The 11831-nt window shown below is 71.1% G+C and carries 9 protein-coding genes; 3 read left to right on the top strand and 6 right to left on the bottom strand.

The window, feature by feature from the left end:
- Window positions 1–904: right-handed parallel beta-helix repeat-containing protein (locus tag ACFQVC_RS24015; protein WP_381833913.1), on the top strand; the 904-nt coding region annotated here is incomplete at its 5' end.
- 280 nt (window positions 905–1184) lie between these two features.
- A complete protein-coding gene (locus ACFQVC_RS24010; protein ID WP_381833911.1) occupies window positions 1185–1550 on the top strand; it encodes a MerR family transcriptional regulator in 366 nt (121 codons plus the stop codon).
- Between the two features lie 31 nt (window positions 1551–1581).
- Here ACFQVC_RS24010 and ACFQVC_RS24005 read toward each other — a convergent pair whose 3' ends face one another.
- The 6 genes from ACFQVC_RS24005 to ACFQVC_RS23980 all read right to left on the bottom strand — a co-directional run bounded on the left by ACFQVC_RS24005 (window position 1582) and on the right by ACFQVC_RS23980 (window position 10909).
- Window positions 1582–2733 (bottom strand): hypothetical protein, encoded by a 1152-nt coding sequence (locus tag ACFQVC_RS24005; protein ID WP_381833908.1) that lies wholly within the window; start codon window positions 2731–2733, stop codon window positions 1582–1584.
- A gap of 117 nt (window positions 2734–2850) precedes the next feature.
- Window positions 2851–4197, bottom strand: coding sequence for a hypothetical protein (locus ACFQVC_RS24000; RefSeq protein WP_381833905.1), 1347 nt, complete (start codon window positions 4195–4197; stop codon window positions 2851–2853).
- Between the two features lie 2 nt (window positions 4198–4199).
- Entirely contained in the window at window positions 4200–5738 is a 1539-nt protein-coding gene (locus tag ACFQVC_RS23995) for a hypothetical protein (protein WP_381833902.1), read from the bottom strand.
- Entirely contained in the window at window positions 5731–9342 is a 3612-nt protein-coding gene (locus tag ACFQVC_RS23990; RefSeq protein ID WP_381833899.1) for a hypothetical protein, read from the bottom strand. The genes ACFQVC_RS23995 and ACFQVC_RS23990 overlap by 8 nt, the downstream gene beginning before the upstream one ends.
- The gene (locus tag ACFQVC_RS23985) at window positions 9339–10217 is read right to left on the bottom strand and encodes an encapsulin (protein ID WP_381833896.1); all 879 of its coding nucleotides are present in this window, start codon (window positions 10215–10217) and stop codon (window positions 9339–9341) included. Before ACFQVC_RS23985 ends, ACFQVC_RS23990 begins: the two co-directional genes overlap by 4 nt.
- 215 nt (window positions 10218–10432) lie before the next feature.
- Window positions 10433–10909, bottom strand: coding sequence for a DoxX family protein (locus tag ACFQVC_RS23980; protein ID WP_381833893.1), 477 nt, complete (start codon window positions 10907–10909; stop codon window positions 10433–10435).
- Between the two features lie 207 nt (window positions 10910–11116).
- On the opposite strand from ACFQVC_RS23980, the gene ACFQVC_RS23975 reads away from it, so the two are divergent.
- A complete protein-coding gene (locus tag ACFQVC_RS23975; protein ID WP_381833961.1) occupies window positions 11117–11542 on the top strand; it encodes an FhaA domain-containing protein in 426 nt (141 codons plus the stop codon).
- Window positions 11543–11831 lie beyond the last annotated feature (289 nt).

Here is an 11831-nt window from a genome sequence, read left to right as displayed (position 1 = left end):
CATCCGCGGCGGCGACGGCAACCAGGAGGGCGGCGTCGGCCTCAACGGCCGCTTCGGCAAGAACACCAAGATCAAGAACGTCTGGATCGAGCACGCCAACGTCGGCGCCTGGGTCGGCCGCGACTACAGCAACATCCCGGAGCTCTGGGGGCCGGGCGACGGCCTGGAGTTCAGCGGCATGCGCATCCGCAACACCTATGCGGACGGCGTCAACTTCTCCAACGGCACCCGCAATTCGAGCGTACTGAACTCCTCGTTCCGTAACACCGGGGACGACGCGCTCGCCGTGTGGGCCAATAAGTACGTCAAGGATCCCGCGACGGACATCGGCCACGACAACACGTTCCGTGACAACACGATCCAGCTGCCCTGGCGCGCCAACGGCGTTGCGGTGTACGGCGGTTACGGCAACTCGATCGAGAACAACCTGATCTCCGACACCATGAACTACCCCGGCATCATGCTCGCCACCGACCACGACCCGCTGCCGTTCTCCGGGCAGACGGTGATCGCCAACAACGGTCTGTACCGCACGGGTGGGGCGTTCTGGAACGAGGACCAGGAGTTCGGCGCCATCACGCTGTTCGCGCAGGGTCAGAACATCCCAGGTGTCACGATCAGCGACACCGACATCCATGACTCGACGTACGACGGCATCCAGTTCAAGACCGGCGGCGGTGCCATGCCGGACGTGAAGATCACGAACGTGAAGATCTCCAAGTCCAACAACGGCTCCGGCATCCTCGCCATGGGCGGAGCACGCGGCAGCGCGACGCTCACCAACGTCACGATCAGCGACTCCCGCGACGGCGACATCCTCGTCGAGCCCGGCTCGCAGTTCGTCATCAACAAGAGCGGCCTGAAGGCTTCCGCGACCCCGCTGAAGTCCCGTACACGCGACTAAGGGCTCCGCGGGAAGCCCCGGACTTCCCTGATGCCGCTCAGCCGCCTCCGACCCGGGCCCCACCGGACCCGGCCGGCATGCCGTTCGCCCCCTTCCTGACGGGGGTGGGCGGCATGTCCATGGAGTCGGGCAGGGTGCTGATGCGCCAGGCAGGTCAAGTGGACCACGTCTCCAGACCCCGGCACGGCGGCTACGCTGACACCTGACACTGATGTGAGGGGCAGGGCAAGGCCGTTGTGGCGCAGGCCTTGAAGTCACAGAGCCGGGGAGGGGTGGCCGGGTGCGTATCGGAGCGCTCGCGGCGCGGGCCGGAGTCAGTGTCCGGTCCCTGCGCTACTACGAGGAGCAGAAGCTGCTGGTGAGCACCCGCAGCCCCAGCGGTCAGCGGCACTTCGCGGACGACGACATCGCGCGGGTCGTCCTGATCCAGCGGCTGTACGCCGCGGGACTGTCCAGCCGTACGATCGCCGATCTGCTGCCCTGCGTGGACGCGCCCGGCGCGGAGAGCGCCGACGCCGCACTGGAACGGATGGCCCAGGAGCGCGAGCGGCTCTCCGAGCACATCACCGACCTCGTCCGCACCCGTGAGGCGCTGGACGCGGTCATGGCGACGGCGCGCACCTGCCGCGAGGGCCCGCGGCGCTGAACGCTGAGCGCTCAGCTGGACTCCCGGTGCGTCAGCTGTTCGGATCCCGGAAGCGGCCGAAGGCCTTGGTGAGGGCGTTCAAGGGCGAGCCGGTCCCCTTGGTCGCCCCCGACGCGGGCAGCTGGGGTGTGCCGTTGCCGCGGGTCGCCTCGGCCAGCGCGGCCTGTGCCTCCTCGGCCGCCTCCCGGTACAGGTCACGGGAGTTGGTCATGGCGTCGAGCGCCTCGGCGTACTTGGCGACCATGTCCTGGGCGTGGGCCAGCTCTTCGTCCGGGGTGAGCAGGTGCCAGCCCTGGCGCAGCCGTGTCAGGGCCTGCTCGGCGTCGGCCGGCAGCGTCCTGGGCAGGACGTCCAACTCCTGGATCCTGTCGAGGAGTTCGGTCGGCTCCGAGCCGTCGAGGAAGACACTGCGCACCGTGAAACGTTCCGCCTCGTAGCCCTGCTGCGGCGGAGCGGTGGGCAGGACGACGGCGCCTCCGCGCGGCAGCCGCAGCTTCATCTCCCGCTTCAGCGCGAAGTCGGCGATCTGCGCCTGTTCCGGTGTGGCCCGGTGCTCGATCACGCGGTGGCGCAGGCTCGGCGGCAGAAAGTCCGAGACCGGCTGCTGCCCCTTCGCGTCGGGGGTCATCGCCTCGTGCACCACGATGTGGAGGTGCCAGCTGTTCCGGGTGCAGTCCCGCAGCCGGTGACGCAGCTCGTCGTCGTCCTTCGGCAGCTGGTTCGTGGTCCGAAGGCGCACGTCCGCCGCCGTGTCGTGGTCCCAGGGGACCCGGTCGCTGTCGGGCCAGAACATGGTGGCGGGGGAGGGCCAGCGCGCGTCCCAGGCCCGTTCCGCCTCGGCGGCGACGACCCAGGTGACGCCCTCGCCTTCCTTGCGGCGGGACTCGGGGTCGTACGTGGTCAGCTGTGCGCGCACCGTGACGTCGTCGGCCACCCGCCAGCGGGCCTCGAAGAGGCGGCGGGCCGACGGACCGGGATCGGCGGACTCGTCCCGGGGGTGCAGCACGGTGGAGCGGGCCGCCTCGACGGGGTCGAGGTCCAGGAACCCGTCGAGCACCCCGGCCGCCTTGAGGGCGATCAGGTTGCGCCGGACGTCCTGCTCGGGCTCGGGCCCGAGGTGGCGCCCGCGCCCCAGCCACGCGGTGTCGGGTACGGGGGTCGAGGAGGTGCGCTTCTTAGTCATGTATTCGTTCTGTGGGTGATCGGGGCCCGACCAGTATGGGCCGTGAAGCCGTCCGACAGAAGCAGTACCCCTCTTCGGCCGGACGACGCCAGGGGCGAGGCGCTCGCCCGGCCCGCCTCACTTGGGGTGCAGGGCCTTCCACACCACGTCCATGACCAGGGCGGTCAGCTCGTCCATCGCCGCGGACGACAGCGGCAGGAAGTCCACGACGACCTGTGCCGGGATCGGCCCGGACGGCGGTGAGTGCGGCAGGATCGTGCCGACGAAGAGCTGGCCCGGCAGCGCCTCCGAGCGGAACACCAGATGGTGCTCGACGTTGTCGATGTTGATCCGGCCCGCCTCGCCGCGCAGCAGGTCGGTGTACATCTGCACGGCGGCCTCGGCCGATGCCCGGTCGCCCCCCTTGACCTGGGTGAGCATCATCGGCAGCGCGGCCTCGGCGCCCGCGCCCTTGCCGATGCTCACCACGAAGATGCCGTGGTCGACGAAGAGCCCGGAGCCCGAGCCCTTGACGCCCGGCGCACGCAGGACGTGGCTCTCTTTGACGGCCCAGCCGACTTTCTCCCCGGCAAGGCGTGACACCACGTTCATGCGCACGGCCAGCATTTCGGCTTCGTGCAGCGCGAGCTGTCGCATCTTGAGGAAGCCGTGCGTGGCCTGCGCGAGGACCTCGCCGAGGATTCCCTTGACGGCGTGGTCGAGATCGGCCCACTCCGCCTTGCTCGCTCCCGTCGCGAGCCGGTGGATCTGGGTGAGGGCCTGCTCCCAGCGGCCTGCCGTGGTCGCGCACGCTTCCATGAACGCCGCACTCTCCGTGGCAAGCGCCGACTTCTTCGGCAGCTTCGCGATCCGCTGCAGCACTTCGTTCAGGAGCGCCCCGGTGTCCGCCTTGGCCGAGACGCGCAGCAACCGGTTCGCCAGTGCCGCGATACGCCTGCGGTCGTCGGAGTTGAGCCCGCCGTGCAGCAGCAGCCGCTTGCGCGCGGCCACCAGATCGTCCGCGGTTCCTGACCGTACGGCCTCTTCGAACGCGTTGAGCGCCTTGCCCAGTTCGGGGTTGGCGCGGCCCTTGGCGTAGATCCGTTCCCATCCGCGGTTGCGGGTCGGCGCAGGCAGGGACTCCTTGCCGACGGCCCGTTTGACGGCACGCAGGTCGGTCTCGATGGCCTCCATGGCGCCGGCCACCGCCTTGGGCGCAGCGCCCGCGGCGTGCACCGCGGTGCGCAGTTCCGCCGCGGCCTCCTCCGCCACGCCCAGGAGCGAGTCGGACCTGACCAGCGCGCCGGTCTTGGCGTCCATGAACCTGTTCAGGCCGCGCATGACGTCGGCGTCGTGCAGGAAGGCCCGCCACACGCTCCGGCTCGGGCCGAGCGCGAGCAGAAGGTGCGAGCCCCCGCCGTACATCGCTTTGACCAGCGCCAGGCCCGCGCTCTCCCACAGACCGGCCGACGCCTTGCCCGCCACCGTCAGGGCCCCGGGCTCTCGGCGGCGGCCTCCGCGGAGCCTGCGGTCAGCGGGTCGGCCTCGCCGGACACGAGGCCCGTGCCGAGACCGGCGGCCCCGAGCAGGAGCCCGCCCGCGCCCGGGACGACCGACGCGGCCAGGCCGAGGAACTGCCCGACGACGCCCCAGGCGTTCGGCGGGACGGAGAGCAGCTGGGTGCGGTCGAGCACCGCGCGGTAGTCGTCGTCGGCCCGCTCGTGCGAGGACAGTTCGTCGGCGAGCCCGCACGCCGAGGTGACGAAGTCCAGAGTGACGGCGGCGGCGCCGCCCGCGAAGCCGACGGCGCTGGTGAGCAGCAGCATGGTGGCGGCGAAGAGCAGCGCCTTGGTCAGCTCGTGCTGCCGGCTGTAGCGGTACGCCTCCTTGACCGCTCTGCACTGCAGCGCCGGTTCGGCCCAGCCGAGCACCTCGGCCCTGGCCTGCTCGATGACCGCCGGGTAGCGCCAGGGCCCGGCCTGTTCCGGGTCGCCGAAGAACTGTCCGATGCGCTGCTCCGCCGGATGCCCGGCCGGCGCCCCGCCCGGCAGTGGCGAGCGGGCCCTGGCCGGGGACGCCTCGATCCGATGGTTCACCCGGCGCCCGGCGTTCCAGGCCGTTTCCAGTTCCTCGCGCAGCCGGTCGGCGAGCGTACGGGCGCCCGCGTCCGGGGACAGGCCGCGCACCCAGTACAGGACCGGTGATCTGCGCCCGGCGGCCATGACGGTGCGGGTGTAGTGGATGCGGGCCGCCCGCCACTGGGGGTTGTCGGGCGCCTCGGCGGCCGCCATCGCCAGGAGGGTGTCGTCGGTCGCGTACTTCAGCTGATGGGCGAGCTCCGCTTCGGCCGCGGCCTTCTCCACCGCTCTCTCGGCCGGCCGCAGCAGGCGCAGCTCCTGGCGTACGGCCTCTTCGGCGCCCGGCTTGAACAGGGCGGGCCGGGGCAGCCGCAGGGTCTCGCGGCCGAACGCCTTGTCGCTCACGCCGAGCAGATGGCGCTCCGCCTCGATCCGTATCTGGGTCTCGCTCAGCGCGATCCGGCGCCGCACGATGGCGCGCGCCTCGTCCTCGATACGCCGCAGCCAGCCCTGGACGGCATGGTCGAGGTCCCGCATCCGCCCGATCCAGACACCGCGCACCTGGTCCATGGCGATATCGGCCGCGGTGAGTTCCCGGCCCGCGGCGACTTCGGGCCGTGGGCGAAGCGCGGTGTTGGAGATGTCGAGCAGCGCCGGCCAGCCGCCCACTTGGTAGTGCGCCTCCAGAACGGTCTGTTGGGCGGTCTGGTCCATGGTGAGCAGAAAGCCGGGCTGTCCGGGGACGTCCGGCCGCCCGAGCGCCTCGACCCCGGTGCGGCGGTAGCGGCCCTTCTCGTACTGGACCCGCACCCCGAAGCCTGTGGGCCGGGCGGGCGGGAGGCGGGACGGGGCGGTGCGGCGGTCCCGGCGGGGCGCGACGACCTGCTGCCGTACGGGGACCTCCCCGCGCTCGGGCGCGGCCCCGCCCGTGGGTTCCGCGTCAGCCATGGAGGTCCTCCGCCGGGGCAGCCGTACGGCCGTCGGCATGGCCGGGGAAGTGCGGATAGAGCGGCGTCAGATCCGGGGGATCCGCGCACAGTCTGGCCTGCCGCAGATCGCCCTCCAGACGCAGCAGGCGGGCCCGCGCCAGGGCGGCCTCCAGTTCGGCCGCGCGCATCTGCTCGGTGTGTTCGTCGCAGCCGGTGCAGTCACCGAGCGAGGTCTCCACCGTGACCCCGGGGGTCGGCAGGATGACGGTGTCGGGCGGCATCCGGCTCGCCGCGTCGGCCGCCTGCTCACCGGCCTCGCCGAGGCTGCGCCTGATGTCCCCGACGAGCCGGGCGAGCGTGGACTCGCCGAGCGGCGTGAGCGGCACCGCCAGATCACCGCCGTTCATCGCCACCACATGCGGCTCGAACATGCCCACGCTCAGCTGCGGCGCCGCCTGCATCAGGAGCGCGAGCTGCTCGGACGGGGGCAGCGCCTGGAAGAGCACATAGCGGTAGTAGTCGCGATGGTCCTCCAGGTGGGCCTGCAGCGTCTCGGCGCGCTCGCGCCCGTCGCAGACGTTCTCCAGGCCGTACTTCATCTCCAGCTTGTCGGCGACGGTGGCCTCGTCCTGTTTCAACTCGGCGTCCTTGAGCGCCTGTTGCGCCTCCAGCTGACCCCCTCCCGCGGCCGCTTTGCCCTCCCAGCGCAGAAACGCCTCACGCAGCCGGTCGGCGCGCACGGCAAGGCCGGCGTCGTCGACGTCGTAGAGCCGGCCGTCCTTGACGCGGGGGTACCAGAAGGTGCCCCAGTCGAAGGGGCCGTAGCCCGGCTGCGACTTGATCAGAGCGGCGAGCCCCGCGTCCTCCTTCTCCTGGTCGCTCAGCTCGCCCAGACTCGTCAGGCTCGCCGCGGAACTGCCCGTCTGCGGCATGCCGTCCTGGACGGCACGGGCGTCGTCGACGGTCAGGACCGAGGCCGGCTTTCCCGCGATACCGGTCAGGGCGGAGATGAGGCCGGGCGGCAGCTTGCGCTGGAGCAGCTTCCAGTAGAGCCAGCGCTGGCCGCTCTGCCGGACAGCCGGGTCGACGCTTTTGTGCGCGCCGATCCTCTTGAGCGCGGGATCCATCCGCCCCTTGGCGAGAGCGTCGGCGGCCTGCGCGACCGAGGCGAGTGCGTCGAGCAGCGCCTGCTTCTCCGCACTGGCGGGCTCGGGTGGCGGCACCTGGAGGGGCGGCTTGCGCTCCCGCTCCAACTCCGCGTTCTTGGCCTGCTCGGTGGCCTGCTTGACGAGTTCGTCGTACGCGAACTTGTAACTCGTCAGCAGCCGCAGCGCCTCGAAGCCGGGGGCGAGCGCCGGGTCGAGCAGCGCCTGGCGCAGGGCGGTCTCGTTCTTGCGGATGAACAGCGGACTGAAGGCCCGTACCGTCACGGGGTTGGGCACGAGGACGACCATGCGGACACGGTCGGCGCGGAAGGCCGTCCTGATGGTGTAGTGCGCGAGCACCTCGTGGAAGTCGAGCGTGAGGGTGCGGCACTCGTTGGGATTGCGGATCGTCCTGGTGACCTGGCTGGTGCTGCCCTGTTCGCGGGTCTCGGTGATCCGCGTGACCCGGCGGCTGCGGACGCGTGTCGACGCCTTGTAAGTGGCCTCCTGCAGATGCTGGTTGGTGGTCCGCACGGTCTCCTGCAGGCTGCTGGCACTGGTCAGGCTGCCGTTGACGCCGACCGAGATCGAGGCGACACCGGTGCTGTACGAGGCGTCCAGATTGGCGCCGACCTGGGCCTGGAAGTCGTTCTTGCTGACCGTCTCGGAGAAGACGTCGTCGGTGTCCCGGGTGGTGGAGGTGTAGTCGAACTGCTGCTCCGTCTCGGTCTCGGTGGACTGTTCGAGAGCCTTGGAACGGTGCTCCCAGCTCGACACGTTGAGCAGGGTCTCCTCGCCGGGCGCGAGCGCGATGGTGGACAGGAGGCTGCCCTTGGTGAGGCCGTCGAGCGACCAGCTCTGCCGCCAGGGCAGATAGACCGCGACGCTCAGCGCCTGCGGCTTGGGCGGCGCCGTCGGATCGTCGTCGGCGGCCGTCTCCTGCTGTGCACCGGGCAGCGGGGTGCCGCCGGGCGGCGGGGACGAGCCGGTGGTGACGGCGTCGGCCGTGCCGGTGGCGGGGCCGATGGTGGTGGCGCCGGACTGGCCGCCGGACTCCACGCCCTGGGGCTTCTTCTCGCCGCCGGACTGTCCGCCGGACTTGGCGCCACCCGTCTTCCCCGCACTGGTGCCCTGACTGTCGTGGCGCATCGACGCCAGGGTGCGGACGCCTCCTTCAATGAAGCCGTTCGGTGCGCCGCCGTTGGCCGCGCTGCCACCGGCGGCAGCGGAATCCGCCCCCGCCGAGGGCTGCAGTTCGACACGCTCGCCGCCCGCCACGGCCTGCACCGGACGGCCGCTGCGCAGCAGGGTGACGGCCTCACGGGACAGCTCGACCGGAACGGCGGTGCCGCCCGTGCCCGGCACCAGCTGGTGGCCGAGGAAGGCGGCGATGTCGGTGACGGTGAACCGGTTGGTGGCGGGCACCGCCGCGGCCCGGTCCGGCATCAGCTGTACGAGGCGCTGCGCACCGTCGGCGATCACGGTCGGCTCGCCGCGGACCAGGGCAGCTACCTGATCCTCCATCAGTTCAGCGCCCTGCCAGGTCCGTTCGGCGATGGCGCGGTCCAACGCGGCCTCCGGCAGCGCGACCTTCTGGATCTCGGCACGGAGCGTGACCGTCTCAGGGGCGCCGGGGCTGCCGTCCTCCGTGAGTTTCCGGGCAAGGAGCGTCACCTCCTGCCCGGTGAACAGCCGCTCGACGCGGTCGGGTTGGAGGGCGGCCGCGTACTGCGCGCCGGCGGCGGTCAGGACACCGCTCTCGACCGCCTTGCGGATCGCGTCGAAGGTGTCGAAGACGACCTGGCGGGTCCTGGCCTTGGCGATGACGGCCGGATGGCCGGGATAGTTGCCGTTGAGGAGCATCTCCAGCGGTACGCCGCCGAGGTGTCCGATGAGATCGCGCCCGGCGGGGACCTCGATGGTGTCCTCGAGGGTGAGGACGACGGGCACCGACCGCATCCGCCCCCCGGCCCGTACCTGGTGGTAGAGGAGCACGAACTGCCCGAAGTCGAACTGCCGCAGAGCGGCGGAGACCGGGAGCGTGTGCCCGCAGCGCCCCTCGGACGTGCTGGCGGGAGCGGTGCCGGGGACCGCGGTGCCGGGGGAGGAGGCCCCGGCGGGCGCGGCCGGTGGCGGTGCGGCGCCGCCCGGTATGCGGTGCGTCCCGTCGAGGCGTGCCGCGTCCTCTTCCGCCGGGACCTGCCGGCCCGCGCACCGGCAGACGACCGTGTAGCGCACGGTGTCGCCGGGCCGAAGTCCGGTCAGGACCGCACGGAAGTACTGGGCAAGGCCCCCCGGGCCGTTGCGCAGCCAGCGGGCCCTGACCGTGCGCAACTCGCCCTCGCCCGCCCGGTAGCGCACCTCGACCTGGTTGGCGGCATCCGGCGGGGAGACGGCGGCCGTCAGGACGAGGGCGCCGTCGGGCCCGGGGCCCGGACCGTCGTACTCCACGCACAGGCCGTCGTGTTCTGCCCTCAACGGTCATCCTCCGGCTCGGTCTGGAACTCGAGCCGAACCAGCGCGGAGGGGTCCTTCAGCCGTACGGCGAAACGCTCGAAGACGCGGAACAGGTGGGTGCCGTCGGCGTTGGCCTGCAGATATCCGGTCACCGCCGCGAGGCCCGCGACGAAGTCCACGGTGCTGGCCCGCGAGGAGAGCACGAGGCCGGTCATCTCCGGCACACGTGCGGTGGGGCAGAAGCCCCGGGTGACCAGCGGGGTGATGCGGTCGGCCGGTGTGACCAGGCTGGTGCGCAGGGGCCGGAACGCGTCGGCGAAGACACGGTGGTCGAGGACCATGCCGAAAGGCCGGGCATGCCCCGCGGCCTCAAGGAGCGCGGTGGCCTCCGCGACGGCGGCGAAGGTCGCCTCGCCGTACCGCGGTTGCTTGGTGGCCGGATCCAGCTCGGTCGGGAACACCTTGATGGTGTGCTGGGCCGCGGCGACGAGTCCGGCACCGGCTGTCTTGCCGCGAATGATCTGCACCCCCGCGGGCAGCCGCTCCGCCCCGTCCCACACCAGGGTGTCGAGACCGAGCGCCAGCAGGTTGGCCGCCCGGGTGACCAGCGTCAGCGCCGTCGACAGGCCGTTTCCCTCGGCCACTTGGGACTGTGAGAGAGCAAATCTGACCTGCACCTCGGCGATATTGGTCTTGTCCTCCTCGGGGATCGACATCGACTCCCGGTCGATGATCTCCGCCGCGACGGTGGTGGCCCAGGGGTCGTTCAGCGGCCCGTACATGGTGAGGAGCCGGGGGTAGACCTTGGTCAGTCCCATCTCCTCGTGCACTGTCCTGTCCAGCGTGTCCCACTCGGCCTGGGTCCAGGCCGGCAACTTGTCCCTGCCGTGCTCCATCGGTGCTCCCCTCGCCGGCAGACCGCGGGTGCGCAGTCGCCCCCTTCCGGCGGCCGGGCATTGGTTAGTGAGTATGCCGAAGAGCCGGAAATCGGGAACCGGCCGAGCAGGCCATAAATGTATTTCCGCAAAGGCGCCTCAGGACGCGAAAGGAAACGCGTGCATGGACGTGGGGCGCAAGTAATTCATTGATGACTCGTGAGGAATTTCGCGCCTCATGTGGTGGCGTGCCGGGCCAGGCGGGCATCCAGGGAGTGGGCGCCGGCGCCGACGGCGAGCAGGAAGAGGCTTCCGCACAGCTGGGCCAGGTCGGTACGGGACTCGTGGGCGAAGTCCCACCAGCCCGACTCGCCCTCGAACAGCGGGGCGTCGCCCCACAGGATCGGCAGTTTGGTGATGGCCAGAGCGCCGATCATGTTGACCACCATGGGCACGGCGGCGAGCCGGGTCAGCAGTCCGGCCAGGATCAGCACACCGCAGCCGATCTCGAAGACCCCGTCCAGCGGCGCGAAGAATCCGGGTGCGGGAATGCCCGCCTTGTCGAAGCGGCCGGTGCCCAGGTCGTCGGGGTAGAGAAATTTCTGGATGCCCTCGGAGAGAAAGACGGCCCCGACGTAGAGGCGGATCAGGACCGTCGCCCCCGATGCGTGTGTGTGCAGGAGCCGGGCCCGCCAATCGCTGGTCTCGGTCATGTGCGGCTTCTTCCGCCGGGGGATCGGTGCCGGTCACCGATATCGTCGGCCGCCATGGCCGTACCGGGAACGCGACATCGGGCCGTTGCCGCGTACGCGTGACCCGGCCACGGCGAGGTACGACCGCTGCCGTATCCGCAGGGCCGGATCAATGCCCCGGCGGTGATGGGGAGTTGACGGATAAGGCGACCGGTGGACACCACCCGTATGGGCCCGTGTGGCTCCGGTGGGCGGGGGCAGCGGTCAACGATGGGAATCTTCAGGGATGTTGAACGTGTCATGGAGCGATGGGGCGCCGTCTTGTGGGCCCGGTTGTGGCCTCCCCGGCACAGACAGGCGGAGGTCGTGGCCATACTCCGCCGACGGTGCGACGACACGGCCCTGATCCTCGACCGCGAGCGGGTCCTGGTGCCCAATGCGTTCGTCATCGAGCTGCCACCCGCCGTGCATGAGCAACTCACCGCCGAGGAGCGGCAGTTGCGACGTCAGCTGTCCGTGCAACTGCGCCGGCACGCGGCTGAGCGGGGATATGTCTTCGCCGGTCCGGTGGCCGTCGACCTCCGGCCCAGCCGGGAGAAGGCGGTGGGGCGTTTCCGTATTCACTCCCGCATCGCACCGGCCGTGAGGCGCTGAGCGCTCCGCGGGCGCCCCACCGGACTTCCCCCAAGCCGCTTGACGGTCTCCTCGTCGGCGGAGGAGCGGCGGCCTGGCGGAGGGGTCCTGATCGCGACCACGCGGGCGGCTGGGCCCGGAAGGCCCGTGTCCGGCGTGTCAGGACTGTCGAAGTCCGGAGCCCTGACCATCGAGGTCCGCAGTCCTGACGGGGGAAGTCCGCATCTTGGGCGGCAGCTGCCGCGCGGTGTTCGCCGTACTCACCCTGCTCAAGGGAGGCGGCCGGACGTCCCGCGCGCCGTCCACGGCT

The organism is Streptomyces monticola, assembly GCF_042665355.1.
GTDB lineage: Bacteria > Actinomycetota > Actinomycetes > Streptomycetales > Streptomycetaceae > Streptomyces > Streptomyces monticola.
The sequence above is the reverse complement of the archived record's forward strand: the minus strand, read 5'-3'. Positions and strand labels throughout refer to the sequence as shown.

Bases quoted from the DNA above. Each gene is read 5' to 3' on its own strand.
- ACFQVC_RS24005 (WP_381833908.1), bottom strand. From the start codon at position 2,733: ATGACTAAGAAGCGCACCTCCTCGACCCCCGTACCCGACACCGCGTGG.
- ACFQVC_RS23995 (WP_381833902.1), bottom strand. From the start codon at position 5,738: ATGGCTGACGCGGAACCCACGGGCGGGGCCGCGCCCGAGCGCGGGGAG.
- ACFQVC_RS23985 (WP_381833896.1), bottom strand. From the start codon at position 10,217: ATGGAGCACGGCAGGGACAAGTTGCCGGCCTGGACCCAGGCCGAGTGG.
- ACFQVC_RS23980 (WP_381833893.1), bottom strand. From the start codon at position 10,909: ATGACCGAGACCAGCGATTGGCGGGCCCGGCTCCTGCACACACACGCA.
- ACFQVC_RS23975 (WP_381833961.1), top strand. From the start codon at position 11,117: ATGGGCCCGTGTGGCTCCGGTGGGCGGGGGCAGCGGTCAACGATGGGA.